Raw genomic sequence first — 26119 nt, forward strand, 5'->3', positions numbered from 1 at the left:
CTGTTGGTGGCCGTGTAGAAGTCACGTCAAAACTCCCAACGCCTTAGCCCGCGCCACCGCTTGCGTGCGCCGCTCGACTCCCAACTTGCTGTTGATATGGCTGGCGTGGGTTTTTACTGTATGAAGAGAAATGAACAGCTGCTCGCTGATTTGCTGATTGGAACAGCCTTGAGCGATCAGGCGCAGTACCGCCAGTTCACGACTACTGAGTTGTTCGCAAGCCGCGTGTTCCACGGCAAGAGGCGCCATCGGTGGTGGAAAATGCATGAGCAACTGCTGGCTGAGCGCAATGTCCGCGTGCGCCTGCAATTGTCCTCGCAACCAGTCCGCATGGGTTTTCAGCAACGTATCGAAGGGCTGGAATACGCCCCCAGCGGCGGCTCCCAGCGCCTGGTTCAACGCCTTGCGCGCCTCCGGCTCACGCCCCCCCACCAGCAACAACGCCACCTTCTGCGTCAATGCCATCACACTGAGCAACTGTCGCCCGGTCTGCTGACCGTTTTCATGAAGCATGTTCAGGCGCCCTTCGGCGAGCATCGGCTGCCCTTGGATCGTGTCGAGCAGCGCCTGTTGCAATTCCACATGCAACGGCAACTGTGGATGAAATTCCGGCGGTGCCGCGGCGCGTTCACCGGTGTAGGTTTGCCCCAGTCGCGCCAACCAGGCTTCGGCCAGGTCGGTACGCCCCTGCGCCAGCCACAGCTCGCATTTGACCAGCGTGATCATCGCCAGATAGTAGATCGGCGGCACGTCCCAGATGTGCATCAGGCGTTCGGCTTCGGCGAGTTCGGCGAAGGCCCTGGCGAACTCACCGGCGGCGCCGTCCAGCCGGGCGATCACGCAGTGGCCGATCAACACGCTGATATCGCGACAGGCGCGCGCTTCGCCAAGCCCGGCCAGCAGACGCACTCGCGCCGCTTGCGGCTGCAAGCGCATCGCCAGCAGGAAACCTTCGTACAACGTCAGCCGCGCGCGCACGGCGTACAAGCGTTGCGACGACAAGCCGCGCAGGCGCTCCAGGCCTTGATGCACTTCATCCGATGCACGCAGGATCTCGCCCCGCGATTGCAGGACCCGCGCCCTGTCGTAGTGCGCCAACGCCTCGAACAGCGGATTGCCAACGCGTTGCGCCAGCTCAAGGGATTCACGGTTGAGGCCACGAGCGCGCCACAGGTCACCGTCGGCAATGGCCAGATTGGACAAGGTCGACAGGCACATCAGCCGTTGCCCATAACGTTTGGCCGGCAAGCTTTCCAGGGCTTCGGTGCAGTATCGGATCGTCAATTCACGATGACCGCGCCCGCGGGCGATGATCCCGCTCAGCGCCAACCACTGCGCCAGCATCGACTTTTGCGCGGTGGCCGATGGCGCCGGCAGAAAGCGGCTCAGATGACTGGACAGCTCTTCGGCGGCATCAAGCTGGCAGGCCAGCCCCAGCGCCCAGCTGTACAGAACGATCAGTCTTGGCGTGCTGATCAGCAGGCTGTCGGGCAAGTCCATTTTCCAGCGCAGCAGCATGCCGACGTTCTGCTCGGCGAGCAGTTGCTCCTCGGACAAGTTCTGCACCAGATTTGCCGCCACATCGAGGTGACCGGCACGCAATGCCTGCTCCACGGCTTCGTCGAGCAAACCCTGCGCGTTGAACCAGCGACAGGCGCGCAAGTGCAGTGTCGCTGTCGGTACCAAGGCTTGCGTCGGGGGACGGCTGCGCAATAGATCCGAAAATAAATGGTGATAACGGTACCAGTGACCATGCTCGTCGAGCGGCACCAGGAACACCTGATGGGCCAGCAGGAAACGCAAAATCTCGGCGCTGTCATGGGCTTCGCGGACGGCGTCGCACAGCTGGCTGCAAAAACGTTCCTGCGGTGCGGTGTCGTACAAAAAGGATTGCACTTCGGCCGGCAGGCAATCGATGACTTCTTCGAGCAGATAATCGCGGATCAGCCCTTCCCCGCCGTTCAGCGCCTGCGGCAGGGCCGCCTCATTGCCGGCCTCGGACACCGCCAGCAGCCAGAAACGCAAACCGGCGACCCAGCCTTCGCTGCGCTGGATCAGGTTTTCCAGCGCTTCGCCGCGCAGCGAACTGCTGTGGCGATCGAGCAGCGCCAACGCTTCGTCGTGGGTCAGGCGCAGATCCTGTTCGTGTAATTCGAGCAACTGCCGCGACAGACGCAGGCGCGCCAGATGCCAGTCCGGGCGCTGGCGGCTGGTGACCATGACCAGCAGGCCATCGGGCAGGTGATTGAGGAAAAACTGCAGGCAACGGTCGAGTACCGGGCCTTGGGCGAGATGGTAGTCGTCGAGCACCAGCAATAACGGTGCGGCGGGGTCGAGGTGCAGCGACAACTCGTCGAGCAGGCCGTCGAGCCATTCTTCGAAGGCGAACGGCTGATGGCGCTGACGCATTTTCAGCAGCCCGAGGGCACCGGCCCCCAACGCTGGAAAATAATCTTGCAGGCCTTCGAGCAGACGTTCGAGAAACCGTCCCGGATCACTGTCGCGAGCGCTCAATCCGAGCCACAGGCTTTGCCAGTGCGCCGGCAGACTCTGACAGAACTCCACCGCCAGCGAACTCTTGCCGAACCCCGCTGGAGCGCTGACCAGCAGCAACCGCCCGCCGAGCCCGGCTTGCAGGCGCTCGCACAGACGCGGTCGCAACACATAGCCGTCGGGCAGTGGCGGGCGGAAAAAACGCCCGTCCATTGCCGTGACGGCAACACTTGCAGGACCCGGAAGCGGGGACAGATCAGTCATGGCCGGCTCTTGTTCGAATGGCGGTTGGCGGCGTTGCAGATGTCCGCAGCCTAGCCTTAATCGAACCGGTTATGAAGGTTGCTGCTACAAATGGCTACAAAAAGACTACAGACACGAAAACGCCCCGAACCGGTCGGGGCGTTTTCACGAGGATGCGGCCTCGGGTTTACAGCGGTTTAGCGGACACCGTCCTGACGCAGAGCGGCCGGGGTGAAGTCGCTGGTGGTGGCGGTGAAGCCGAAGTCATACGCACTCTTCTCTTCGTTCTTCATGCCCAGTGCCAGATAACGGCCGGACTGCAGGTCGTAGAGGGTTTCCAGCGCATACCACGGCACTTGCTTGTCGTAGTAGTTCTCGGCATGCGCCTCGGCTACACGCCACAGTTGACCACGACCGTCGTAGTGATCGATCACCGCTGCCTGCCAGGTGTCTTCGTCAATGTAGAAGTCACGTTTGGCATAGATGTGGCGCTGGCCTTCCTTCAGCGTCGCAGTCACGTGCCAGACGCGGCGCAGTTCGTAACGCGCCAGGTCCTGGTTGATGTGGCCAGCCTTGATGATGTCCGAGTACTTCAGTTTCGGATCGTCGAGCTTGTAGCTGTCGGAGGCGATGTACATCTCTTTCTTGCCTTCGAGCTTCCAGTCGTAGCGATCCGGGGCACCGTTGTACATGTCGAGGTTGTCGGACGTACGCAGGCCGTCTGCCGCGGTACCCGGACCGTCATAGGACACTTGCGGTGCACGGCGCACACGACGCTGGCCAGCGTTGTAGACCCACGCCGAACGTGGCTCTTTGACCTGATCGAGGGTTTCGTGCACCAGCAGTACGCCACCGGCCAGACGCGCCGGCGCGGTGACTTTCTGCTTGAAGTAGAACAGGATGTTGCCCGGGTTCGCCGGATCGTAATCCTTCATCTTGTCGCGGAACACGAACTGGTCCTGGAAGTACACCAGGCTGTACGAGCCGTTCGGTTGCGGCGTGGCCTGGGTCACCAGACGGGTCACGCTGCCGCCGCGATAGCGGGTGATGTGGTTCCAGATCACTTCCACGCCGGTTTTCGGAATCGGAAACGGCACGGCAGTATCGAAGTTTTCCAGACCGTTGCCGCCGGAGACCAGATTGGTGCTGGTGGCGTTTTTCTTGATCGCGGCGAATACGTCATCCGGCACGGTGGCACCGCGATGGGACGGGTAGACCGGCATCTTGAAGGTTTCCGGGTAGCGCTTGAACATCGCGTACTGACCCGGCGCAAGCTTGTCCTTGTACTTGTCGGCATCCTTGGCGGTGATGGTGAACAGCGGCTGCTCACTGGCGTAAGGGTTGGACAGGAAGCCCTTGCTGTCGACACTGCCGGCATTCTTCGGCAGTGGCTTCCAGGCCGGGATCGAACCATCGGCGTTACCGGCCATTTCTGCGCCCATTGGCGTCAGGCTTTTGCCCAGTTTGTCGGCTTCAGCGGCAGGCACGGCGGCCATGACGCTGGTTGCCAGCAGCGACAGACCCAGAACACCGGCGTGGAACAGACTCTTTGTTATTTTCATAAATTCGTTCGTCCTGAAATGCAGTGCTTAGAAGTTCACGCCGAAGCTGAGCGCAACGAAGTCGCGATCATCCACGGTGGTGTACTTGCCGTCGAAGAAGTTGGTGTACGCCAGGCTCGCGGTGTAGGTGTTCTGGTACTCGGCGTCGACGCCGAGGCTGACCGCTTTGCGACCTTCCTCGAAGTTGCCGCCAGGGCCTGGCGAGTAGCCGCTGACGTCGTGGGACCAGGCCACGTTCGGCTTGAGGTTGACCCCGGCGAACACGTCGTTGTATTCCCAGATCGCGCGACCGCGGTAGCCCCACGACATCGAGGTGGTGAAACCGTCGTTGTCGCAATTGCGGCTGCGGTTGTTCTGTGGCGAACCCGGGCCTGCGCCGTTGATGGTGCTGGCGTTGAGGATGTTGGCGCAGGTATTGGTGGTGCCAGTGGCCGGCAGCTCACCCGGGCCATAGACCGGATCGCGGCCATAACGTTTTTCCGAACGGCTTTCCAGCCCGCCGACATAGGTCGCTCCGACTTCACCGACGAGGGTCAGACGGCTGGCGCCCATGACCTGATCGAAGAAGTGCGTGAAGGTCGTCTGGATCTGAGTGATTTCCTTGCGCTCGTAACCGTGCAGATCCTGGCCCGGTACACCGGTGAGCAACGAAGCGTTGGTCAGTGCGCCGCCCAGTGGCCGTACGCCGGCGAACAGAATGTCGGTGGAGTTCAGTTGCACCGGTGCGTTCGGACGGTAGCTGATCTCACCGCTCCACGCCGTGCCGGTAGGCAGGGTAGTGGAGAAGCTCAGACCGTAGAGGCGGATGTCTTCAGGGTATTCAATGAAGTATTGCGAGTTGCCGGCCACCAGCAATGGCGCGAGTGCGGCAAACGGGCCCGGCAAGCCGGCGGCGGTGTTGTAGACCGATTGCGGTGCGCCGGTGGCGCTGAAGATCGGCGCACGGCTGTGGTAGTTCATGAAGTAGGCGCCAAACTCGGTGTCGAGTGGCTCGAACATGTATTTGAGGGATGCACCCCACTGGCCGCTGTCGCGGGCATCGCGATCCGGGCCGCGGCGCACCAGTACGCCTTCCTGGTTGACATCGACGCCTGCGCCCGCCAAAGGCCCAAGGGCAATGGCCGGAATCTGCGAACGCTTGTTCAGCACACGCAGGTTGCTGTCGCAACCGTCAGCCACGATGTCTGGCTGGGAGAAGAACGTGCCGCAGTTGTCGACGACGGTCTGGTCCCATTCGAGTTGATAGAAAGCTTCGGCGGAGAGGTTGTCGGTCAGGCTCTGCGAGACGTAGAACATGTTGACCGGAATCAGGCCTTCCTTGATCTCCGCGCCGGGACGACGGAATGCGGAAACGTCGATCGGGTTGATCGAGTTGATGCCGCCGCCGATGAAGGTGCTTTCACCCCAACTGACCACTTGCTTGCCCAGACGCACGGAGCCCGGCTGATCGGCAATCGCATAGTTGTGGTAGACGAAGGCGTCGAGGATCTGCCCGCCAGAGGACTTGGCGCCCTCTTTGCGGTTGCTGTCGCTGATGTCCTTGAACTGACGGCTCTCGTCCTTCAATTCGAAGTCGTACCAGTATTTGCCACGGACGAACACGCCAGTGTCGCCGTACTTCAATTCAAGGTCATGGATACCCTTGAAGATTTTCGAGAAGGTTTCACCGCTCTTGAAGTTGGCGTGGCCGTCATCGGAGGTCTGCGACAGGCCGTGGCCGCCGTTGTTGACGCCGATGAGGTTCTTGTTCGGGCTCTGAGTAGACCAACTGGCACCGATCGACAGGGACGAGTCGAACTGGCCTTCGATTTCACCGACGTTGAAACTGACGCCGAATGCGGGCCCGGCGAGCGAGGAGGCAAGACTGACCGCCAAAGGCAGTTTCGCCCGGCGCCAGAACTGGTTTACTGAGGTCATCGACGCTACTCCATGTGCATTATTGTTATGGCAGTGAGTACTTTCAAAAACGCTGTGAAGGGCCGGAAGCCAAGGCTGCCCGAAACCGCTTCAAAGTTGCTCGCCCCAATCAGTGCGTGTGCTCCGTTTTCAAAAAGTCCTTGAGCGGACTATAGCCAGCAGGGGGTACTGCTTGATCCCTCTAAAGTGTGATTTGCAGTCGCCAACCACTCTGGAACAGTCCTTTCGCCAGTCCGACACAAGTCGGCACGGCAAGGATGGCTGATTTTTTCGATTTCACAAGCCAAGCGCTTGCTTGGTGGGTCTGGCGCGCCGGTTTCGGCGCGCCAGCAGGCACTCAAAGTGTCGAAAGGAAGGTGCTGTTACTGGCTTGCCATTCGCTGATGTCGAGACGGATGCGCTTCTTGTCGAGCTTGCCGACACTGGTCTTGGGAATTTCGGTAACAAGGGCAATCTGACTCGGAATCGCCCACTTGCTCAGGTGCCCCAGTTCGACGAATGGTTTGAGGTGTTCCTTGAGCTCGCGCGCGCCGATCTCATGGCCTTCGCGAATCACCAGCAGGGCAAACGGGCGCTCGCCCCACTGTGGATCGGCGATGCCCACCACTGCTACTTCGCGTACCGCGGCGTGACGGCTGATCAGGTCTTCGAGGTCGAGCGACGAGATCCATTCGCCGCCGGTCTTGATCACGTCCTTGATCCGGTCGCGAATGTCGATTACGCCCATGCCGTCGAGCGTGGCGACGTCACCGGTGTGCAGCCAGCCGCCGCTCCACAGTTCGGCGCCCTTCTGTGGCTCGTTGAAATAGCCTTCGGTAAGCCACGGCGCACGCAGCACCAGTTCGCCCTGGGTTTCACCGTCGGCCGGGAGGAAGTTGCCGTCGCCGTCGACGATCGCCGCCTCCACCAACGGCCCCGGTACACCGGCCTTGATCCGGTACGTGGTGCGTTCGTCTTCGGTGCCGGCCATCAGCTCATCGTTGAGATGCGCGCAGGAGACCAGCGGCCCGGTTTCCGACATGCCATACGCCGCCGTCAACTGAATGCCCCGGGCCTTGGCGTTTTCGTACAGGGAGCGATTCAGCGCACTGCCGCCGATGACGATTTTCCAGCCGCCGAAATCGGCGCCTTGCGCGCCTTTGGCGTTGAGCAGCATTTGCAGGATGGTTGGCACGCAGTGCGAAAAGGTGACTTTCTCCTTGCGCCATAACTCGACCAGAAACTCTGGATCGTAACGTCCCGGATAAACCTGTTTGAGTCCGAGCATGGTCGCCACATAAGGCAGGCCCCAGGCGTGAACGTGAAACATCGGCGTGATCGGCATGTACACGTCGTTGGTGCCAAGCAGACGCACGCTGTCGATCGCGCCCATGATCGTCGACACGCCGATGGTGTGCAGAACCAGCTGCCGATGGGTGAAGTACACGCCCTTCGGATTACCGGTGGTGCCGGTGGTGTAAAACGTGGTCGCGACGGAGTTTTCGTCGAAGTCCTGGAAATCGTATTGCGGGCTCGCAGCGGCGAGCAGTTGCTCGTATTCGCCGACCAGGTTTGGCAACTCGGCGGTTTTTTCCGGCAGATCGGTGAGCAGCAGGGTTTTCTCGACCGTGGTCAGTTGCGGCGCGATCGCTTGATAGAGGCCGATGAACTCGCTGTTGACCAGCACGAAGCGGTCCTCGGCGTGGTTCATCGTATAGAGAATTTGCTCCGGCGACAGACGCACGTTGATCGTGTGGATCACCGCGCCGATCATCGGGATCGCGAACATGCATTCCAGATAACGATGGCTGTCCCAGTCCATCACCGCCACCGTGTCACCGGCCTTCACACCCGCCGCCGTCAACACATTGGCCAGCCGTGCGACGCGCTCGATCAGCGTCGGGTAGCTGTAGCGCAACTGGTCACGGTAGATGATCTCGCGGGTTTTCTCGTACCGGGCGCCGGACATCAGCAGCCGTTTGATCAGCAATGGATACTGGTAGGCCCCGTCGGCCGGGGGAATGACGCGAGTCTGCAACATAAGAATCCCTTTTCTGACTGCACGGTGTTGGCGGAGAGCTTTGTACTCTAGTGCGCCTGCATGACAGTCAAATCAGCCAAAGGAATGATTTGCACAGCCGTACAAATGCTAGCTTAGCGCCAGCATCATAGGCCTGCCTGGAACAGAAAAGACCTGTGGGAGCGAGCCTGCTCGCGAAGGCGCCAGTTCAGTCGCCATCATCGGTGCATGAATCATCGCTTTCGCGAGCAGGCTCGCTCCCACAAAGATGGATGCGTATGTGCGATCAGTGCATCTCGGTAAACGCGATTTTCACGCCGAGAGCAATCAGCACCGCGCCCATGGTGCGGTCGAACCAGTGGCCCATGCGAGCGAAACCGGCACGCACGCGGTGCTGACTGAAAAGCATCGCCACCAGGCAAAACCAGATTGCGGTGGCCACAGCCAGGTAAACGCCGTAACCGGCCTGCACTGCCAAGGGTGTGTGCGGATTGATCACCACGGTGAACAGTGACAGGAAGAACAGCGTGGCTTTCGGGTTCAGGCCGTTGGTCACGAACCCCGAAGTAAAGGCGCCACGCACGGTGCGCACACCCGCTTCCTTGTGCAGATCATCCGTCACTGTTTTCGCCGGTTGCGCGCGCAATGCCTTGAAGCCGATGTACAGCAGATACGCCGCTGCCGCCCATTTCAACGCATTGAACAGCACGATCGATTGCGACACGATCAGGCCGATGCCCAGCAGCGAATAACCGACATGCAGGAAAATCGCCGTGCCGACACCCAGCGCCGTCCACGTACCGGCGCGACGACCGTGGGTCACGCTCTCGCGCACCACCACGGCGAAATCCGGGCCGGGGCTGGCGACGGCCAGCAGGTGAATCAATGCAACGGTCAAGAACTCGGTCCAGTACATGGGGGCTCCTCAGGATCGGTTATTCAAACTGGTCTCACGGCGCGGACGCTGTCCCGGTGGGAGCGAGCCTGCTCGCGAAAGCGCTGGGTCAGCCAACAAAAGTATTGAATGAACAAAGGCATTCGCGAGCAGGCTCGCTCCCACAGGTCCTTGATACTTTCCGCTACTGAGTAACCAATTGTTTCATCTGGTAGGCTCGGCAGAGTACGCCCTACGCTCTTCGCACAAAAGGTACAGTTGATGACGAACACGCACCGCGCGGTATTCCTCGATCACCCGTCGCTGGATCTCGGCGACCTCGACCTCAATCCGCTGCGCGACTGTTTCAGCGAACTGCAGCTGTTTGCCCAGACCACGCCGCAGCAGGTTGCCGAACGTCTGCACGGCGCCAGCGTGGCGATCACCAACAAAGTCGTGATCGACGCGGCCGCCATGGCGGCCAATCCACAACTGAAACTGATCCTGATCAGCGCCACCGGCACCAATAACGTCGACCTCGCCGCCGCGCATGCGCAAGGCATCACGGTGTGCAACTGCCAGGGCTACGGCACGCCATCCGTGGCGCAACACACGATCATGCTGCTGCTCAACCTCGCCACACGGCTGGCCGACTATCAGAAAGCCGTCGGCGAAGGTCGCTGGCAGCAGGCGAAGCAGTTCTGCCTGCTCGACTATCCGATTGTTGAACTCGAAGGCAAAACCCTTGGCCTGCTCGGTCACGGTGAACTCGGCGGCGCCGTGGCGCGGCTGGCCGAAGCGTTCGGCATGCGCGTGTTGCTCGGGCAGATTCCGGGGCGCCCTGCCCGCCCCGATCGCGTGCCACTGGATGAACTGCTGCCGCAGATCGACGCCCTGACCCTGCACTGCCCGCTCAATGACCACACCCGCCATTTCATCGGTGCACGCGAGCTGACCTTGCTAAAACCCGGTGCGTTCGTGGTCAACACTGCACGCGGCGGCCTGATCGATGAGCAGGCGCTGGCCGAGGCCCTGCGCAACGGGCACCTAGGCGGCGCGGCGACGGATGTGCTGAGTGTCGAGCCGCCAGCTCAGGGCAATCCGCTACTGGCAAACGACATTCCGCGCCTGATCGTCACGCCGCATAACGCCTGGGGCAGCCGCGAAGCACGCCAGCGCATCGTCGGCCAACTCAGTGAAAACGCGCAGGCGTTCTTCAGCGCTAAGGCGCTGCGGGTCGTCAGTTGATAAACTGCGGCACTTTTTTTTCGAGGAGCAGTTATGGATCCGCGCAGTGAAGTACTGCTTCGTCAGCCTGAATGGTTTCAAGGTTCGTTGTTGCTCGCCGGTTTGCCCGCCGACGATTTGCTCGGACGCCTGCCAAATGCCTTCGGCTGGTGCTGGCATGCCGGCGATCAAGCCGCGCTGGAGGCCCGTTTCGAAGGTCGCAGCGATTTTGGCGTGAACATCCCGGAACGCGAATTCGACAGCGCGGTGGTGTTCCTGCCCAAGTCCAAGGACCTGACCGATTACATCCTCAACGCCGTCGCCTCGCGTCTGGCCGGTCGAGAGGTGTTTCTGGTCGGGGAAAAACGCAGCGGCATTGAAGGTGCGGCGAAACAGCTCCATCCGTTCGGCAAACCACGCAAACTCGACAGCGCTCGGCATTGCCAGCTCTGGCAGGTCACCGTAGCCAATGCGCCTGAAACCAAATCGCTGGAAAGCCTGGCGCAGACCTACGAACTGCCGTCGGCCGAAGGCCCGCTGAAAGTCATCAGCCTGCCGGGGGTGTTCAGCCACGGTCGCCTCGATCGCGGCAGCGCCCTGCTGCTGGAGCATCTGGACAAGCTGCCAAGCGGCCATTTGCTCGACTTCGGTTGCGGCGCTGGCGTGCTCGGCGCAGCGGTCAAACGTCGCTACCCGCACAATCAAGTCACGTTGCTCGACGTTGATGCATTTGCTGCCGCCAGCAGCCGTCTGACCCTCGCCGCCAATGGCCTTGAAGCCGAGGTGCTGACCGGCGATGGCATCGATGCTGCACCGATGGGTTTGAGCGCAATTCTGAGCAACCCGCCATTCCACGTCGGTGTGCACACGGATTACTTCGCAACGGAAAACTTGCTGCGAAAAGCGGCCAAACATCTGAAAAACGGCGGCGAACTGCGCTTGGTCGCGAACAGCTTCCTGAAGTATCAGCCGTTGATCGAAGAGCATCTGGGCGTCTGTGCAATCAAGGCCGAAGGCAATGGTTTCCGGATCTATCGGGCCAAGCGCGGCTGAAACCGCTTTGCAAAAAGTCGCTTGCCCAAACGGATTAGCCTAGGCAGAATCCGCTCCGTCCTAGGGGAGTAGTCTCCCACGAGCGCCAAGCTCGTCCGGCATACGTCAACATACTTGATCCTCAGATCATGGCGTATGCGACCCAAGCGTCCGCACCAGACGGATCGCAGGGTTTGACAAGACCTATGACACGCACACCTTACCCGGGGCGGGAAGGCTGTACGTGTCATAGCCGTGTCGACCCGCCCCTTAGGAAATCCCTGATGCTGGACTCGTTACTCGTTCCCACCGCAATCGTTGCCTTGGCCGAAATCGGCGACAAGACGCAACTGCTCGCGCTGATTCTGGCCGCTCGCTTCCGCAAACCCTGGCCGATCATCGCCGGGATTGTCGCCGCGACCCTGGCTAACCACGCGGCAGCCGGTGCGGTCGGCGCCTGGTTCGGCAGTTTCTTCTCCGACAGCGTTCTGCACTGGATTCTCGCCGCCAGCTTCGCCGCCACAGCCCTGTGGACGCTGGTGCCGGACAAGCTCGATGACGACGAAGCCAGCACCGCGCGAAAGTTCGGCCCGTTCCTGACCACGTTGATTGCGTTCTTCCTTGCCGAAATCGGCGACAAGACCCAGATCGCCACAGTGATGCTCGCCGCGCAGTATCCGGAATTGTGGCTGGTGATCATCGGCACCACCGTGGGCATGCTGATTGCCAACGTGCCGGTGGTATTGGCGGGTAATTTCGCGGCGGACAAGTTACCACTGACCTTGATCCGTCGCCTCGCGGCTTCGGCGTTTTTCATTCTGGCAATTGTCGCGGTGTACAAGGCGATGCAGAGCAGCGGCTGGGTTTAACCCTGAGAGAAGGATCGTTCCCACGCTCTGCGTGGGAATGCAGCCGGGGACGCTCTGCGTCCCATTGGAACGCGGAGCGTCCCTTGATGCATTCCCACGCGGAGCGTGGGAACGATCACCGTCAAGCTGATCAGGATTTGGGGGCTTTTTCGTAGAGCGGCATGACTTTCGGAATCGCCGCCTGCAACGAGGCAATCCGGCTGGTCGAGGCCGGGTGGGTGCTCATGAATTCCGGCGGCGAACCTTCCGAAGCCTTGCTCATCTTGTCCCACAGGGTAATCGCCGCATTCGGGTTGTAGCCGGCGCGGGCGGCCAGTTCCAGACCGATCAGGTCGGCTTCGTTTTCATTGGCGCGACTGTTGGGCAGGGTCATGCCGTAGTTGGCCACGGTGTCGGCCAGGGCCAGGCTGTCCTGACCGAGACCGAACAACGCACCGGCGCCCTGCTTGGCCATCTCGATGCCATAAGCCTTGGACATCGCTTCGCGACCGTGCTCGCGCAAGGCGTGGGCGATTTCATGCCCCATGACCGCAGCGATTTCATCGTCGGTCAGCTTCAGGCTGTCGATCAGCCCGGTGTAGAAAATGATCTTGCCGCCAGGACCGCAGTTGGCGTTGAGTTCGTCGCTCTTGATCAGATTGACCTCCCACTGCCACTGCGCCGCATCCGGACGGAAATTCGGCGCCTGGGCGATCAAGCGGTTGGCAATCGCCTGCACTCGCTTGGCCTCGGGGCTGGTCTTGTCCAGCACACCTTTGCTGGACGCCTCGCCAACAGTTTTCTGATACGACTGGGCATACATCTGGTCGACCTCTTGCGAGGACAGCATGCTGAACATGTACTGCTTGCGCTCCACCCCGACGGCGCCGCCGCTGGTGGTGTTGACCGACTGACAACCGGCCAGCAACAGCGCTGCGCTCAGTGCACTAACAACCAATGTCTTGTTCATTGAAAAGCTCCCTGAAAACCTGTGGCGTATCCTAGGCGGGTAATTGTATAGACGCCAGATACAACGGACATGTAGCAGTGGCTTCTCAGACATTTCCCGCATTGAAAAAAATCCCGGCGACCGCCAGCCACACAACTACTGCGTCACGCAGCAGCCGATTTACGACATGTCAGACCGATTCCGACCAGCGCCACTCATGGCCCCGCAGCAGCCGCCGATAAAACTTTCGCAGATATTCTCTTGCCTGCGGAGCTCCCATGAAGTTCAAGTCGATCCAGTTTTCCGTCGCCGCCCTGGCCGGCGCCATTGTCCTCAGCGTGGTCGCGGCGCTGGTGCTGTATGCGCTGTTTGCCGGCGCGCGCACTCAGGCAATGGTGCAACAACGCACCCAGGCGCAGTTCGAGCAGGTCATCGAGCAGCGCCTGACCGCGCTGGCGCAAACCCAGGTCAGCCAGATCCAGCGGGAACTCGAAGCACCGCTGCTGATTGCCGGCGGCCTGGTGCGCGTCAACGCGCTGCTCGGTACGCCGGGCGCCGATGGCCAGCCGCGCCTGAGCGTCAGCCGCGAGCAACTGATCAGCCTGATCAAAGAGAACGTCGAAAAGAACCCGAAGATTCTCGGCACGTACATTGGCTGGGAAAAGAATGCGCTCGATCACAATGACGCGGCCTACGTCGGTACCAGCGTGGTCGGCATCGACGCAAGCAACGGGCGCTTTCTGCCGTGGTGGTTCCGCAACGAGGACGGCACCCTCGGCCTCGACAAACTGGTCGACGTCGATGACCAGAAAACCCTGTCGACCGGCGTGCGCGCCAGCGAGTACTACCTGTGCTCAAAGGAAAACAAGAAACCCTGCGTGATTGATCCGGCGCCGTACAAGGTCGGCGACAAGGTCGTCATGCTCGCCTCGTTTATCGAACCGATCATGCTCAACGGCGCTTTCCAGGGCATCGTCGGCGCCGATCTGTCGGTGAACTTCATTCAGGAAATGCTGCTGGGTGCCAACCAGAAACTCTACAGCGGAGCCGGCGAAATGGCCCTGGTCGGTGGCAATGGCCGGATCGTGGCTTATACCAAGGACCCGAGCAAATTCGGCGAGAAGGTCAGCGACATTCTCGATGCCGAACAGTCCGCCAACATGGCCAACCTCAAGCGCGGCGAAGTGACTTACTCCGTTAACAAGGAAAAGGGCCGGATCGAGTTGTACCTGCCGTTCGGCATCGGTCAGACCGACGCACGCTGGACGCTGATGCTGCAACTGCCACTCAACGCGGTGATGGCCGATCTGCAAGCGCTGCAGGCCGACCTCGATGCCCAGCGTAAATCCGACACCTTCGGCATGGCCATGGTCGGTTTGCTGATCGCCGGCCTCGGCTTGCTGGTGATCTGGCTGGTCGGCCATGGCATCGCCCGGCCACTCAAGCAGATGGTCGCCATGCTCAATGACATCGCCCAGGGCGAAGGCGATCTGACTCGCCGCCTGAGCAGTGACCGCAGCGATGAACTTGGCTCGATTGCCAAGGGCTTCAATACCTTCCTCGCCAAACTGCAAGCGATGATCACCCAAGTGGTGACCTCGGTGCAGAGCGTCAGCGATTCTTCGGAACACACCGCCGACATCGCCATTCGCACCAATATCGGCATCCAGAAACAAATGGCCGAAATCGATCAGGTCGCCACGGCCGTGCAGGAGATGACCGCCACTGCGCAAGACGTGGCGCGCAATGCCACCCAGGCGGCGCAAGCCGCGAGCCATGCCGATCAGGCGGCTACTCAGGGCATGCAGATCGTGCGCGACACCTCGAACTCGATCGGTGTGCTCGCCAAGGAAATCGGCAAAGCGGTCGACGTGGTGCAAAACCTGGCCAAGGACAGCGAGAACATCAACGCGATCCTTACAGCGATTCGCGGGATTGCCGAGCAGACCAACCTGCTGGCATTGAACGCGGCAATCGAAGCGGCGCGCGCCGGCGAGCAGGGTCGCGGCTTTGCGGTGGTGGCGGACGAAGTGCGCAATCTGGCGCAGAAAACCCAGCAAGCCACCGAAGAAATCCAGTCCATGATTCAGCAACTGCAACAAGGCACCCGCGATGTGGTGCGGGTCATGGAAGACAGTCAGAACCGCACCGACGAAAGCGTGCAACACGCCGCGAAAGCCGCCGAGGCGCTGGAGACGATTACTCATGCCGTGTCGGTTATCAACGACATGAACACGCAGATCGCCAGCGCGGCGGAAGAACAGAGTGCGGTGGCCGATGACATCAATCGCAACGTGATCAATATCGGTCAGGTGGCCAACGAAGTGGCGGGCGGCGCGGATGAATCGAGTTCGGCGAGTGCAGGGTTGACCAAACTGGCGGAGCAGCAGCGGCGGTTGATCAATCAGTTCAAGGTCTGATCTGGAGGCCTCATTCGCGAGCAGGCTCGCTCCCACAGGGGAATGCATACCAACTGTGGGAGCGAGCCTGCTCGCGAAGACGCCGGCACAGACAACTCATTAACCCGGGGTCAAACACTCCGGCCCATTCAGCTTCGGATCATTCACCAGATTCGCCAACACCCGCTCGCGCAGCGCCGCCGGCTCACTGGCGAGCAAGCCCTGCAACACATGCAGCGGTGTTTCCGGATCAAGCCATGCCGCCTGCCCCGCCTCATCGAGAATCAACGGTCGGCGCTGGCTGGCCGCCGGCTGGGTGATGACAGCGGTGCTCAGCCAGACCTGTTCCTGCACCGGATACGCCTCCCAGATCGCCGCAAAAAACAGCGATGAGCCCTCCCCCGGCGTCAGCCAGAACGGACGCTTGCGCTGGGTCCCGCGCCATTCGTAAAAACCGTTGGCCGGCAGCAGGCAGCGACGCAAGCGCAGTGCTTCGCGGAACATCGGTTGCTCGGCCACGGTTTCCGCTCGCGCATGGGCGGGGGTCTTCGACAAGTCAGTCAGCCACCGCGGCGTCAGCCCCCAACGCGCGCGGGCCAGCGTGCGCGCACCGTCTGCATCGGCGCGCAGCATCAGCACTGAATCATTGGGGGAAATGTTCCACTGCGCCTGCTGATCGGCGGGAAAACCTGGCAAGGCCGCGAAGTCGCGGTTCCAGCGAAACAGGGCATAACGTCCACACATGGGGCAACACGACTCTTGAATAAAACCGACGCCAGCCTAACAGACCAGCGTACCGGGGTAGCTTTCCGGTTCATCGCCGGGCAGCGGCAGCGCGGCATTGTACGCGGTGATCAGCTCGCGGGCGTATTCGGCCTGATCGTTATCCACCGACAACCACAACAGCCCGAAAATCGGCAGTTCGCCCGTGCCACCGAGCAGATCGCGGCCAATCAGGTGTGCCTCGATGCCTTCGCTGGCAAGCATGCCCTTGAGCATTTCGCCTTCCATCAGGCTGGCCGGTTCGTAGATTCGCTGCATACGCGCCCCTTATTCGTTTTCGTTGAAGACTTCCAAGTGCCATTCATCTTCATGCACCTGCAAAACAAAGGTGATCGGCCGGCAGCACACCTGACAGTCTTCTATGTAAGTCTGATCGCCAGCGGACAGATCCAGCGTCGTTTCGACTTCTTCACCGCAATACGGACATTCGTACACTGCATCTTCCAGCATCGCGGTCTCCCAAGTGACTTGTGCGTATAATCGCCGGTCTATTTGCAGGGCTATTGGTGTCTGGCTATTTTTTCAGACCGTGCCCCGCGGGTTTTCGATCAAACCCTTTACTTACCCTAGCCGTTTCCAACAAGAGAGCATGATGGGCGAATTCGATGCCATCCGACCTTACGACGACAGCGAAGTACCCGTGGTACTGGCAAGACTGCTCGGCGACAAGGCGTTTCTAGATATCCTCACCCACTTCCGCTTCCCGCGCTTTGCCGGTGCCTTCGGCTGGATGCTCAAACCTCTTATAGCGCATCGGCTGCGTCGTGAGTTCGCCGACGTGGTTTCGGTGGCGACCTTGCAGGACAAGATCGAGTCTTACGTCGATCACACCATCGAGCGTGCCACTGACGGCGTGACCTACACCGGGGTCGAGCAATTCAAATCCGGCAGCGCCTATCTGTTCATCGCCAACCACCGCGACATCGTCATGGACCCGGCCTTCGTCAACTACGCCGTGTACCACGCTGGCCTGCCGACACCGCGCATCGCGATTGGCGACAACCTGCTGCAGAAGCCCTTCGTCAGCGACCTGATGCGTTTGAACAAGAGTTTCATCGTGCATCGCTCGATCACCGGTCGACGCGAGAAAATGGCCGCGTATCAGTTGCTGTCGGCGTACATCAACCACTCGATTCGCAACGATTGCGCGTCGATCTGGATTGCTCAGGCGGAAGGCCGGGCGAAGGACGGCGACGACCGCACTGAGTCGGCGATCCTCAAGATGTTCCACATGAGCCGCAAGGACGAGCCGTTCGGCGAAGTGATTCGCTCGCTCAATGTGACGCCGGTGTCGATCAGCTATGAATACGACCCGTGCGATCAGGCCAAGGCCCGCGAGTTGTACATCCGCGCCACCACCGGCACCTATTGCAAGGCGCCGGGCGAGGATGACGTGAGCATTGCCAAGGGCATCACCGGCTACAAGGGCCGCGTGCACATCAACTTCGCCGCGCCGATCACCGAGGTCTACGAAGACACCAAGCAGTTGGCGACCGAGATGGACAAGCAGATCCTCGGCGGTTACCGCTTGTTCCCGGTGCATTACCTGGCGTATGCGCAGTGGGCCGATGCCGACCCGCAATTGAATGTACCGAAGGCTGCCGAGGTGTTCCCGGCCGACGAACTGGCCAAGGCCGAGGAAGAATGGCAGAGCCGGCTGGACGCCTGCCCCGCCGAGCATCGCCCGTATCTGGTGCTGCAATACGCGACGCCGGTGCGCAATCAGTACAGGGTCAAGGCTGGCCTGCCGCTGTAAGCAGTCTGAGCCAGACACAAAAACGGCGCCTGCGGGCGCCGTTTTTCATGCCTGAGCGATTCAGAAGCGCGTGCTGATCCACGACACCAGCAAGGCCAGGCCCAGGCAGGCAAAACCGAAACGATAGAAAAAACGGTTCATGCGCAAGGTCGCCCAATCGAGCAGCGGCTCGGCATTCGGCTGCGCCTGACGCTGGGCGGCAATGCTGGCCTGTGCGCGTTGTTCGCGGCGACGGGTGGCATGCAGCAGCCAGCTGCCGGGAAACGCCAGCAGCAGCGCCAGCAGATTGATCAATTTGGCGGGATGGGCGGTAAACAGTGTCATCAAGTGCAGCGACATCACAGACCTCAATCTAGACCGGTATGGCAGACGCCAGACCGACGACCGCGGCGCGGATTCTACCCAAACCCGAGCGCCCTGCCCCAGCCTTTGCGACAAATAACCTGACAATCGACCGATGGCTGTCCTGTGTCACGGCATCGTCATGTGGATGCTGCACCCTGCGCGCCTCGAAACTTCAATGGATTGCACCATGCTGCACGCGGAAAACCAGGATCGCCTGTACCTCATCACGCCCTACGACGATCAGCAGAGTCTGGTCGGCAGCCTTGCGTTCAATGTGCAGGACCGGCATTGGCTGGTGTATTGCGCACTGGGCGGGCATCAGCATGCGGATTTGCCGGAGACTGATCTGCTGACCGGGGTGAGCATGCTCGATTTTTATTCGCAGGCTGCCTGAAAAAGCAAAAGCACCCTCACCCTAGCCCTCTCCCGGAGGGAGAGGGGACTGATCGAGGTGTTTGGTCGAGGTGCATCGACCTGAAATATCCAGCCGAACTCCGGTTCTGAAAAGCCCCCGATCGGCTCCCTTTCCCCCCTCGCCCCCCCGGGGGAGAGGGCTGGGGTGAGGGGGTAGGATTTCAGGTCCCACAAAAAAGCCCGGCAACCATCACTGGCCCCGGGCTTTTTCACATCCGTCGATCACTTACTCAGCAAGAACCTGCCCTACTGTCGGATCCTTGAACAGACGCGTCAACGCATCGCTCAACACATCGCTGACCAGTTTGGTGTTGGTTTCCTGGTTCGGCGCCATGCCGAAGCGCTGGTCCAGCGAAGCGCCGTAACGGCCGCTGTAGCGGCGGTTGGCGTTCTGCACGTCGGAGCGGAAGGTCGCGCCGATGGTCGCTTCGGTCACGTACATGCCTTCCTTGGGCGACTGATATTTCAGCTCGGCCAGGGTCACCGTCAGCTGCGGCGCGTTCGGCGCGTTGGTGCTCGGGGTGAAGCCGAGCAGGCGCACGGCAGCTTCGGCCTGTGCCTGCAGCTTGGGCAGGATCTGCTCGCGCTGCACGGTAATGGCGCTGGTTTCCGGGTACAGGCCGCCGCGGGTGCCGAGGGTTGGCGACGGACGACCGTCGACCACACGCACGATCACCGGCTGGCCACGGCCGACCGCTGGCAGTTGCGTGGTCAGCTTCGGCTCCGGATTCAGTTGTTGCGGGCTGTGGGCGCAGCCGGCCAGGGTCAAACCGGCCACAGTGATCAAACCGAACAACAGGCGTTGCAACATGCTCTTCTCTCCAGAATCAGGCACAAACAGGCCGGCAGTATAGCGGTGGGCCACTGCGGGTAACCAGCGCCACACAGTGAATACTGAAATGTCTGACAAACCCGCTCGAAAGCGGTTCCTGTCACAGATTCTTCACCGCGCATACACCGCGACGTCACGGCCCGGCGGCAAGCTGCAATCAGTTCTCAAACAAGGAGCGCCGCCATGCGTTATCTGATCTCGCTGTTCGCCCCGCGTCCGCTGCACCGCTGCTTTGCCCTGCTCGACCGTAACGGCCACTGCCAGGCTTTCAAGCAGTGCAGCCTGCAACCGATGGGCGACGGTTGGGTGGAAATCGAAGAAATCCGCCTCAACTGGTTGCACCAGCCACTGCCGGCCAGCGCCCGCGTCATAGCGTCGCAGTCTCGCACACGCGTCCAGGCGATGTTGAGCATCTGACCGGATGCCTAATAAAAGTCATTAAACACGAGCAACTGCGCGCATTTCTTCGCTACAATCTCCCCCCGATTATAAGGACGTCTCCTGATCGGGCCCCGCAACAGCGTCAGTGCACATGCATCGACACCCAAAATCGCCCACAGAGAGCCGCCCACACAGATCGAGTGAAGTTGGCGCGCTTGCCTGTTCTTCCGGCAAAAACCCGCTTTTCGCGAATCTGCAGAGCTGTCATGACGCTCGGCCACCGTGTTGTTTTTGCCCTTGCGGGCAGGTGCCAGGCCAAGGCAGCCCTTTTTTGAGGTTCACGTCTTCAAAAGAGCGTGAAAAAAACGGGTTTTCACAACTTCACAAGAGTGTGGCGAGCAAATGAATAGTTTTGCGTCTGAACATGCACCATTAGCGTCTGAAACAGCCCAACGACACAGGACCGGGTATACCTCGAATACCGGAGCCTGAAGCCTGTCCGCTACGGATTTGGTTGCACAAAACGGATGTCTCGACCATAAGTCGAATTGCCAGCCTTGCGCAGAAATGAGTTCATGGAACCCTTGAAGCCAGGCCGCACGCATCCGTCGAAGTTGCGAAAAATTGCGAAGATTCGGACATGGCGAACCTGACCACGGATAGCCCGGACATCACTGACCTGTCCCGGAACGCCTGGCAGCCATGCCGACAATTTGGTGCTGCAGATTTTGGAGACGCGTTAAATGGCGCATAACGAAGCAGTCGACGTAGTTCTGGTAGGGGCCGGCATCATGAGTGCCACCCTGGCCGTACTGCTCAAAGAGCTCGACCCCGCGATCAAGCTGGAAGTCGTCGAGCTGATGGATTCCGGTGCCGCCGAAAGTTCCAACCCCTGGAACAACGCCGGTACCGGCCACGCGGGTCTGTGTGAGCTGAACTACACGCCGCAGGCTGCCGATGGCAGCGTCGACATCAAGAAAGCCGTGCACATCAACACCCAGTTCGAGGTGTCGAAGCAGTTCTGGTCATACCTGACCAAAAAAGGCACCTTCGGCTCGTGCAAATCCTTCATCAGCCCGGTGCCGCACCTGAGCTTCGTTCAGGGCGACAGCGGTGTGTCGTTCCTCAAGGAACGCTTCAATGTCCTGAGCAAGCACCACGCCTTTGCCGACATGGAATACACCGAAGACAAAGGCAAGATGGCCGAGTGGATGCCGCTGATGATGCCGGGCCGTTCGCCGGACGAAGTCCTCGCCGCGACCCGCGTGATGAACGGCACCGACGTCAACTTCGGCGCCCTGACCAATCAGTTGCTCAAGCACCTGACCAGCGCCCCGGACACCCAGGTCAAATACTGCAAGCGCGTCACCGGCCTGAAGCGTAACGGCAACGGCTGGACCGTCAGCATCAAGGACGTCAACAACGGCAACACCCGCGAAGTCGACGCAAAGTTCGTCTTCCTCGGTGCTGGCGGTGCAGCGTTGCCATTGCTGCAGGCTTCGGGCATCGAAGAAAGCAAAGGCTTCGGCGGCTTCCCGATCAGCGGCCAGTGGCTGCGTTGCGACAACCCGGAAGTGGTCAAGCAGCATCAGGCCAAGGTCTACAGCCAGGCGGCTGTGGGTTCGCCACCGATGTCGGTGCCGCATCTGGACACCCGCGTCGTCGACGGCAAGAAATCCCTGCTGTTCGGGCCATACGCCGGTTTCACCACCAAGTTCCTCAAGCACGGCTCCTTCATGGACCTGCCGCTGTCGGTGCGTGCCGGCAACATCGGGCCGATGCTGGCCGTGGCGAAAAACAACATGGACCTGACCAAGTACCTGGTCAGCGAAGTGATGCAATCGATGGAGCAGCGCCTGGATTCCCTGCGCCGTTTCTACCCGCAGGCGAAAGCCGAAGACTGGCGCCTGGAAGTGGCCGGCCAACGGGTGCAGATCATCAAGAAAGACCCGAAAAAGGGCGGCATCCTGCAGTTTGGTACCGAGCTGGTCGCCGCGAAGGACGGCTCGCTCGCCGCCCTGCTCGGCGCTTCGCCAGGCGCGTCGGTGACCGTTTCGATCATGCTGGAACTGATCGAGAAATGCTTCGCGGACAAAGCCAAGGGCGAATGGGCCGGCAAACTGGCCGAGATTTTCCCGGCCCGTGAGAAAGTTCTCGAAACCGATGCTGCGCTGTATCGCAAGATCAACACGCAGAACAACATCGCGCTGGAACTGGTAGAAGAAAACAGCGAGACGCCAAGCTACGCTTGATCCCGCCGCATAAAAAACGCCCCGTACTCAATGAGTGCGGGGCGTTTTTTTATGCCTTGGCAAATGTATCGAATGCCTCAGCCGCGAACCTTGTCGATCAGCTCGATGTACTCGGCGGCATTGCGCTGATCAGCGATCAGCTCAACGAAGGTCTTGCCCTGCTCGTCCTTGCCATCAACGTCGAAACCGGCCGCAACGAAGAAGCCCAGAAAGCGCTCGAAGTCATCGATGCGCAGACCGCGATACGCCTTGATCAGTTTGTGCAGCGACGGCGAAGTGGCGTCGACCGGCTCAAAATCGAGGAACAGCTTGATCTGCTCATCGCCGATCTCGTCACCAATCACTTGTTTCTTATCTTTACGCATTGCCGACTCCAGCTCGCAGACATGACACGGGGCGGGCAGTTTACCCCTGCCCGGCCGCCCTGCTCAACGCGATCGCACCGCACCGGTGTGCAAATCGGCCCAGATATGGCCATTGGCGTAACTGAGGAACTGCACATACACGGTGTCGTTGCGCAGCAAATCCATCACCACGCGGTACTGAGCGAGCGGGTAAAACAGCGTCAGGGTTTTGCTCTTGTCGTCGTAGGCAGGTTTTTTCAGGCTTTTGCTTTCAGCGTCGAAACTCACCAGCACCTGATTGATCGTCGCCCCCTTGTTCAGCGACTTGCCTTTGAGGCGGATCAACAACGACGAGGTGACCGGAATCGGCTGCTGGTTGGATTGGCGTTGCGCACCGACCACCACCGAGTACTCGCTGACCTGCAGCAGTTGTTGCTGCTCGGGCTCGGCATCGCGCACGGTCAGATCGTCGGGCGGCAGGAATTGACTGTGCATCGGCGCGGCGGACAACGGCAGGCTGAGGGACAGCAACAGCGCGGTGAGGCTGCGGATCAAGAGGCGCATGGCAGGCTCCGGGGGGCGGGGCCGAGCACTCTAGCATGTGTATACAAAACCGATCAGCACACACAAAAAACAACTGTGGGAGCGAGCCTGCTCGCGAAAGCGGTGTGTCAGTTTCAATAAAGCTGACTGACACTACGCCTTCGCGAGCAGGCTCGCTCCCACAGAGATTGGGGATAACTTGGGATTACATGCCCTTGACGGCGTAGATCCCGTTGGCGTTGCGCCAGTAACCCTTGTAGTCCATGCCATAACCGAAGATGTAGCGATCGATGCATGGCAGGCCGACGAAATCGGCTTTCAAATCAGGACGCGCCTTGCGGTCGTGGTCCTTGTCGATCAGTACGGCGGTGTGCACTTTGCGCGCACCGGCGTGTTTGCAGAAATCGATGATCGCGCCCAGGGTGTGACCTTCGTCGAGGATGTCGTCGATGATCAGCACGTCGCGGTCGATGAACGAGACTTCCGGCTTGGCTTTCCAGAACAGGTCGCCGCCGCTGGTTTCATTGCGATAACGGGTTGCATGCAGGTACGACGCTTCCAGCGGGAACTGCAGATGCGTCAGCAGTTTGCCGGAGAAGATCAGGCCGCCGTTCATCACGCAGAACACCACCGGGTTGGTGTCCGCCAGTTGCTCGTTGATTTGTGCACCGACACGGGCGATGGCCGCCTCGACTTCAGCTTCGGTGTACAGGCAGTCAGCCTCTCGCATGACTTGACGGATATGCTCGAGATCAGCGGACATGGCGCTCTCCAGGGGGGCTTCGGATTCGGAAAAGCGGGCAAAGGTACGCATCCGCAACGGCTGAATCAAGCCTTTATGGACTAACGTACTGTATGTCCTATAGGACATCACCCTCGGATAGATTAATCTAGGCCGGTTTTTTTGCCCGCCGCCGGAGTTTTTCCATGCCCATTCTCGAGATCCGCCATCCGCTGATCCGCCATAAACTCGGCCTGATGCGCCGCGCTGACATCAGCACCAAGAATTTCCGTGAGCTCGCTCAGGAAGTCGGCGCCCTGTTGACCTATGAAGCCACAAAAGATTTGCCGCTTGAATCCTACGACATCGCCGGCTGGTGCGGCACCGTGTCGGTGGAGAAGATCGCCGGCAAGAAAATCACTGTCGTGCCGATCTTGCGTGCCGGCATCGGCATGCTAGAAGGCGTGCTCAGCCTGATTCCGGGCGCCAAGGTGTCCGCCGTGGGTGTTGCGCGCAACGAAGAAACCCTGCAAGCGCACACCTATCTGGAAAAACTGGTGCCGGAAATCGACGAACGCCTGGCGATGATCATCGACCCGATGCTCGCCACCGGCAGCTCCATGGTTGCGACCATCGACCTGCTGAAAAAAGCCGGTTGCCGTGACATCCGCGCCATGGTCCTGGTCGCAGCGCCAGAAGGCATCGCCGCCGTCGAAAAGGCGCACCCGGACGTGACCATTTACACCGCGTCCATCGATGAACGCTTGAACGAGCACGGCTACATCATTCCTGGGCTTGGCGACGCCGGTGACAAGATTTTCGGCACCAAGCAGAAGGACGCGTAAGCATGCAGCAAGAGTTCAACGATCCGCTCTGGCGCACGGTGCTGTCCGGCGCGCAGATGCTGTTCGTGGCTTTCGGCGCTTTGGTGCTGATGCCGCTGATCACGGGCCTGGACCCGAACGTGGCACTGTTTACCGCAGGTCTTGGGACGATCCTGTTCCAGATCGTCACCGGGCGTCAGGTGCCGGTGTTTCTGGCGTCGAGCTTCGCCTTCATCACCCCGATCATTCTCGCCAAGGGCCAGTTCGGCCTCGCTGCGACCATGGGCGGGGTGATGGCGGCCGGTTTCGTCTACACCTTCCTCGGCCTGGCCGTGAAGATCAAAGGTACCGGGTTCATTGACCGTCTGTTGCCGCCGGTGGTGATCGGTCCGGTGATCATCTCGATCGGCCTGGCCATGGCGCCGATTGCCGCGAACATGGCGATGGGCAAGGCTGACGACGGTTCTGAACTGATCCCCTACCAGACCGCCATGCTGATCTCGATGCCGGCGCTGCTGACCACATTGATCGTGGCGGTGTTCGGCAAGGGCATCTTCCGCCTGGTGCCGATCATTTCCGGGGTGCTGGTGGGTTTTGCCATGTCGTTCTATTTCGGCGTGGTCGACATCGCGAAGATTGCAGCGGCGCCCTGGTTCGCCCTGCCGCACTTCACCGCACCGGAGTTCAACTGGCAGGCGATCCTGTTCATCGTTCCGGTGGCTCTGGCGCCGGCGATCGAGCACATCGGTGGCGTGATTGCGGTCGGCAGCGTGACCGGTCGCGATTATCTGAAGAAGCCGGGCCTGCATCGCACCCTGCTCGGTGACGGCATCGCCACCACTGCGGCCGGGCTGTTCGGTGGCCCGCCCAACACCACCTACGCCGAAGTGACCGGCGCAGTGATGCTGACCAAGAACTACAACCCGAAAATCATGACCTGGGCGGCGATCTTCGCCATCACCCTGGCGTTCATCGGCAAGTTCGGCGCGTTGCTGCAGAGCATTCCGGTGCCGGTGATGGGCGGAATTCTGTGCCTGTTGTTCGGCTCGATCGCGGCGGTGGGGATGAACACCCTGATCCGCCACAAGATCGACCTGGGCGAAGCGCGCAATCTGGTGATCGTCTCGGTGACGCTGGTATTTGGCATTGGCGGTGTGCTGGTCGGCACCGGCACCGGGCCCGATGACTTCGGCCTCAAAGGCATCGCGCTGTGCGCGGTGGTGGCGATTGCGCTGAATCTGATCCTGCCGGGCAATGATGGCTGGAAGCAGAAGAAGGCGGAAGAACCGCTGATTTAAGCCTTTAGAGCTTCATCGCCTGATACACCGCATTCGCGAGCAGGCTCGCTCCCACAGGTTGGAACTCATTTCAACCGGTGGGC

The 26119-nt window shown here is 60.5% G+C and carries 24 protein-coding genes and 1 riboswitch; of the genes, 10 read left to right on the plus strand and 14 right to left on the minus strand.

Annotated elements, in window-relative coordinates; all coding sequences use genetic code 11:
* Positions 1-21: 21 nt before the first annotated feature.
* From ACGSLL_RS14615 to ACGSLL_RS14635, 5 genes are all read right to left on the minus strand, one after another.
* Positions 22-2757: a LuxR C-terminal-related transcriptional regulator gene (locus ACGSLL_RS14615; RefSeq protein ID WP_394506828.1), complete on the minus strand. Its 2736-nt coding sequence runs from the start codon at positions 2755-2757 to the stop codon at positions 22-24.
* Positions 2758-2933: 176 nt separating this feature from the next.
* Positions 2934-4298 carry a DUF1329 domain-containing protein gene (locus ACGSLL_RS14620; RefSeq protein ID WP_258448052.1) on the minus strand — a complete coding sequence of 455 codons (1365 nt, stop codon included), beginning with the start codon at positions 4296-4298 and terminating at the stop codon, positions 2934-2936.
* A gap of 27 nt (positions 4299-4325) precedes the next feature.
* Positions 4326-6215, minus strand: coding sequence for a DUF1302 domain-containing protein (locus tag ACGSLL_RS14625; protein ID WP_394506829.1), 1890 nt, complete (start codon positions 6213-6215; stop codon positions 4326-4328).
* Between the two features lie 337 nt (positions 6216-6552).
* Positions 6553-8235 carry a fatty acid--CoA ligase gene (locus tag ACGSLL_RS14630; RefSeq protein WP_394506830.1) on the minus strand — a complete coding sequence of 561 codons (1683 nt, stop codon included), beginning with the start codon at positions 8233-8235 and terminating at the stop codon, positions 6553-6555.
* Positions 8236-8500: 265 nt separating this feature from the next.
* Positions 8501-9130 carry a LysE family translocator gene (locus tag ACGSLL_RS14635; RefSeq protein ID WP_394506831.1) on the minus strand — a complete coding sequence of 210 codons (630 nt, stop codon included), beginning with the start codon at positions 9128-9130 and terminating at the stop codon, positions 8501-8503.
* A 240-nt stretch (positions 9131-9370) separates the two neighbouring features.
* Between ACGSLL_RS14635 and ACGSLL_RS14640 the strand changes: the two genes are divergently transcribed.
* The 3 genes from ACGSLL_RS14640 (at position 9371) to ACGSLL_RS14650 (ending at position 12216) form a co-directional block, all read left to right on the plus strand.
* Positions 9371-10336, plus strand: a complete 966-nt coding sequence (locus ACGSLL_RS14640) for a 2-hydroxyacid dehydrogenase (protein ID WP_394506832.1) — start codon at positions 9371-9373, stop codon at positions 10334-10336.
* Between the two features lie 33 nt (positions 10337-10369).
* Positions 10370-11368, plus strand: a complete 999-nt coding sequence (locus tag ACGSLL_RS14645; protein ID WP_394506833.1) for a methyltransferase — start codon at positions 10370-10372, stop codon at positions 11366-11368.
* Positions 11369-11418: 50 nt separating this feature from the next.
* Positions 11419-11543: riboswitch (yybP-ykoY riboswitch) on the plus strand.
* 88 nt (positions 11544-11631) lie between these two features.
* Positions 11632-12216, plus strand: a complete 585-nt coding sequence (locus ACGSLL_RS14650) for a TMEM165/GDT1 family protein (protein ID WP_394506834.1) — start codon at positions 11632-11634, stop codon at positions 12214-12216.
* Between the two features lie 130 nt (positions 12217-12346).
* On the opposite strand, the gene ACGSLL_RS14655 is transcribed toward ACGSLL_RS14650, so the two are convergent.
* Entirely contained in the window at positions 12347-13165 is an 819-nt protein-coding gene (locus ACGSLL_RS14655) for a M48 family metallopeptidase (protein ID WP_394506835.1), read from the minus strand.
* A 257-nt stretch (positions 13166-13422) separates the two neighbouring features.
* Here ACGSLL_RS14655 and ACGSLL_RS28255 point away from each other — a divergent pair, with 257 nt between their 5' ends.
* Positions 13423-15564, plus strand: coding sequence for a methyl-accepting chemotaxis protein (locus tag ACGSLL_RS28255; RefSeq protein WP_459349941.1), 2142 nt, complete (start codon positions 13423-13425; stop codon positions 15562-15564).
* Positions 15565-15663: 99 nt separating this feature from the next.
* Here ACGSLL_RS28255 and ACGSLL_RS14670 read toward each other — a convergent pair whose 3' ends face one another.
* The 3 genes from ACGSLL_RS14670 to ACGSLL_RS14680 are packed head-to-tail and all read right to left on the minus strand — an operon-like array spanning position 15664 to position 16776.
* The gene (locus tag ACGSLL_RS14670) at positions 15664-16287 is read right to left on the minus strand and encodes an SOS response-associated peptidase (RefSeq protein WP_394506836.1); all 624 of its coding nucleotides are present in this window, start codon (positions 16285-16287) and stop codon (positions 15664-15666) included.
* 36 nt (positions 16288-16323) lie between these two features.
* Positions 16324-16584, minus strand: coding sequence for a putative signal transducing protein (locus tag ACGSLL_RS14675; RefSeq protein ID WP_090286183.1), 261 nt, complete (start codon positions 16582-16584; stop codon positions 16324-16326).
* A gap of 9 nt (positions 16585-16593) precedes the next feature.
* Complete coding sequence (locus ACGSLL_RS14680) at positions 16594-16776, minus strand: CPXCG motif-containing cysteine-rich protein (RefSeq protein ID WP_394506837.1); 183 nt, start codon at positions 16774-16776, stop codon at positions 16594-16596.
* A 142-nt stretch (positions 16777-16918) separates the two neighbouring features.
* Here ACGSLL_RS14680 and ACGSLL_RS14685 point away from each other — a divergent pair, with 142 nt between their 5' ends.
* Positions 16919-18082, plus strand: a complete 1164-nt coding sequence (locus ACGSLL_RS14685; RefSeq protein WP_394506838.1) for a 1-acyl-sn-glycerol-3-phosphate acyltransferase — start codon at positions 16919-16921, stop codon at positions 18080-18082.
* A gap of 60 nt (positions 18083-18142) precedes the next feature.
* Here the strand turns inward: ACGSLL_RS14685 and ACGSLL_RS14690 are convergent, their stop codons facing one another.
* Positions 18143-18421, minus strand: a complete 279-nt coding sequence (locus ACGSLL_RS14690; RefSeq protein WP_203419451.1) for a hypothetical protein — start codon at positions 18419-18421, stop codon at positions 18143-18145.
* Positions 18422-18614: 193 nt separating this feature from the next.
* Between ACGSLL_RS14690 and ACGSLL_RS14695 the strand changes: the two genes are divergently transcribed.
* On the plus strand, positions 18615-18821 hold the full coding sequence (locus ACGSLL_RS14695; protein ID WP_394506839.1) for a hypothetical protein: 207 nt from the start codon (positions 18615-18617) through the stop codon (positions 18819-18821).
* Positions 18822-19067: 246 nt separating this feature from the next.
* Here the strand turns inward: ACGSLL_RS14695 and ACGSLL_RS14700 are convergent, their stop codons facing one another.
* On the minus strand, positions 19068-19652 hold the full coding sequence (locus ACGSLL_RS14700) for a YajG family lipoprotein (RefSeq protein WP_394506840.1): 585 nt from the start codon (positions 19650-19652) through the stop codon (positions 19068-19070).
* 204 nt (positions 19653-19856) lie between these two features.
* Here ACGSLL_RS14700 and ACGSLL_RS14705 point away from each other — a divergent pair, with 204 nt between their 5' ends.
* Complete coding sequence (locus tag ACGSLL_RS14705; RefSeq protein WP_394506841.1) at positions 19857-20090, plus strand: hypothetical protein; 234 nt, start codon at positions 19857-19859, stop codon at positions 20088-20090.
* A 707-nt stretch (positions 20091-20797) separates the two neighbouring features.
* On the plus strand, positions 20798-22306 hold the full coding sequence (mqo, locus tag ACGSLL_RS14710) for a malate dehydrogenase (quinone) (protein ID WP_090286193.1): 1509 nt from the start codon (positions 20798-20800) through the stop codon (positions 22304-22306).
* Positions 22307-22383: 77 nt separating this feature from the next.
* On the opposite strand, the gene ACGSLL_RS14715 is transcribed toward mqo, so the two are convergent.
* The 3 genes from ACGSLL_RS14715 to ACGSLL_RS14725 form a co-directional block, all read right to left on the minus strand.
* The gene (locus tag ACGSLL_RS14715) at positions 22384-22671 is read right to left on the minus strand and encodes a PA4642 family protein (protein WP_394506842.1); all 288 of its coding nucleotides are present in this window, start codon (positions 22669-22671) and stop codon (positions 22384-22386) included.
* Positions 22672-22734: 63 nt separating this feature from the next.
* On the minus strand, positions 22735-23214 hold the full coding sequence (locus ACGSLL_RS14720) for a hypothetical protein (RefSeq protein ID WP_394506843.1): 480 nt from the start codon (positions 23212-23214) through the stop codon (positions 22735-22737).
* Positions 23215-23398: 184 nt separating this feature from the next.
* A complete protein-coding gene (locus ACGSLL_RS14725) occupies positions 23399-23956 on the minus strand; it encodes a hypoxanthine-guanine phosphoribosyltransferase (protein ID WP_090286198.1) in 558 nt (185 codons plus the stop codon).
* 164 nt (positions 23957-24120) lie between these two features.
* On the opposite strand from ACGSLL_RS14725, the gene upp reads away from it, so the two are divergent.
* Together upp and ACGSLL_RS14735 are read left to right on the plus strand one after the other, a co-directional pair.
* Complete coding sequence (gene upp / locus ACGSLL_RS14730; RefSeq protein ID WP_090286199.1) at positions 24121-24759, plus strand: uracil phosphoribosyltransferase; 639 nt, start codon at positions 24121-24123, stop codon at positions 24757-24759.
* A 2-nt stretch (positions 24760-24761) separates the two neighbouring features.
* The gene (locus ACGSLL_RS14735) at positions 24762-26036 is read left to right on the plus strand and encodes a uracil-xanthine permease family protein (RefSeq protein WP_394506844.1); all 1275 of its coding nucleotides are present in this window, start codon (positions 24762-24764) and stop codon (positions 26034-26036) included.
* The last annotated feature ends 83 nt before the right edge of the window (positions 26037-26119 follow it).

It is taken from the genome of Pseudomonas retamae, from assembly GCF_043496865.1.
GTDB lineage: Bacteria > Pseudomonadota > Gammaproteobacteria > Pseudomonadales > Pseudomonadaceae > Aquipseudomonas > Aquipseudomonas retamae.

Excerpts from the sequence above, each read along its gene's own strand:
- ACGSLL_RS14615 (WP_394506828.1), bottom strand. The coding sequence starts at position 2,757 with ATGACTGATCTGTCCCCGCTTCCGGGTCCTGCAAGTGTTGCCGTCACG.
- ACGSLL_RS14620 (WP_258448052.1), bottom strand. The coding sequence starts at position 4,298 with ATGAAAATAACAAAGAGTCTGTTCCACGCCGGTGTTCTGGGTCTGTCG.
- ACGSLL_RS14625 (WP_394506829.1), bottom strand. The coding sequence starts at position 6,215 with ATGACCTCAGTAAACCAGTTCTGGCGCCGGGCGAAACTGCCTTTGGCG.
- ACGSLL_RS14630 (WP_394506830.1), bottom strand. The coding sequence starts at position 8,235 with ATGTTGCAGACTCGCGTCATTCCCCCGGCCGACGGGGCCTACCAGTAT.
- ACGSLL_RS14635 (WP_394506831.1), bottom strand. The coding sequence starts at position 9,130 with ATGTACTGGACCGAGTTCTTGACCGTTGCATTGATTCACCTGCTGGCC.
- ACGSLL_RS14640 (WP_394506832.1), top strand. The coding sequence starts at position 9,371 with ATGACGAACACGCACCGCGCGGTATTCCTCGATCACCCGTCGCTGGAT.
- ACGSLL_RS14645 (WP_394506833.1), top strand. The coding sequence starts at position 10,370 with ATGGATCCGCGCAGTGAAGTACTGCTTCGTCAGCCTGAATGGTTTCAA.
- ACGSLL_RS14650 (WP_394506834.1), top strand. The coding sequence starts at position 11,632 with ATGCTGGACTCGTTACTCGTTCCCACCGCAATCGTTGCCTTGGCCGAA.
- ACGSLL_RS14655 (WP_394506835.1), bottom strand. The coding sequence starts at position 13,165 with ATGAACAAGACATTGGTTGTTAGTGCACTGAGCGCAGCGCTGTTGCTG.
- ACGSLL_RS28255 (WP_459349941.1), top strand. The coding sequence starts at position 13,423 with ATGAAGTTCAAGTCGATCCAGTTTTCCGTCGCCGCCCTGGCCGGCGCC.
- ACGSLL_RS14670 (WP_394506836.1), bottom strand. The coding sequence starts at position 16,287 with ATGTGTGGACGTTATGCCCTGTTTCGCTGGAACCGCGACTTCGCGGCC.
- ACGSLL_RS14675 (WP_090286183.1), bottom strand. The coding sequence starts at position 16,584 with ATGCAGCGAATCTACGAACCGGCCAGCCTGATGGAAGGCGAAATGCTC.
- ACGSLL_RS14680 (WP_394506837.1), bottom strand. The coding sequence starts at position 16,776 with ATGCTGGAAGATGCAGTGTACGAATGTCCGTATTGCGGTGAAGAAGTC.
- ACGSLL_RS14685 (WP_394506838.1), top strand. The coding sequence starts at position 16,919 with ATGGGCGAATTCGATGCCATCCGACCTTACGACGACAGCGAAGTACCC.
- ACGSLL_RS14690 (WP_203419451.1), bottom strand. The coding sequence starts at position 18,421 with ATGTCGCTGCACTTGATGACACTGTTTACCGCCCATCCCGCCAAATTG.
- ACGSLL_RS14695 (WP_394506839.1), top strand. The coding sequence starts at position 18,615 with ATGCTGCACGCGGAAAACCAGGATCGCCTGTACCTCATCACGCCCTAC.
- ACGSLL_RS14700 (WP_394506840.1), bottom strand. The coding sequence starts at position 19,652 with ATGTTGCAACGCCTGTTGTTCGGTTTGATCACTGTGGCCGGTTTGACC.
- ACGSLL_RS14705 (WP_394506841.1), top strand. The coding sequence starts at position 19,857 with ATGCGTTATCTGATCTCGCTGTTCGCCCCGCGTCCGCTGCACCGCTGC.
- mqo (WP_090286193.1), top strand. The coding sequence starts at position 20,798 with ATGGCGCATAACGAAGCAGTCGACGTAGTTCTGGTAGGGGCCGGCATC.
- ACGSLL_RS14715 (WP_394506842.1), bottom strand. The coding sequence starts at position 22,671 with ATGCGTAAAGATAAGAAACAAGTGATTGGTGACGAGATCGGCGATGAG.
- ACGSLL_RS14720 (WP_394506843.1), bottom strand. The coding sequence starts at position 23,214 with ATGCGCCTCTTGATCCGCAGCCTCACCGCGCTGTTGCTGTCCCTCAGC.
- ACGSLL_RS14725 (WP_090286198.1), bottom strand. The coding sequence starts at position 23,956 with ATGTCCGCTGATCTCGAGCATATCCGTCAAGTCATGCGAGAGGCTGAC.
- upp (WP_090286199.1), top strand. The coding sequence starts at position 24,121 with ATGCCCATTCTCGAGATCCGCCATCCGCTGATCCGCCATAAACTCGGC.
- ACGSLL_RS14735 (WP_394506844.1), top strand. The coding sequence starts at position 24,762 with ATGCAGCAAGAGTTCAACGATCCGCTCTGGCGCACGGTGCTGTCCGGC.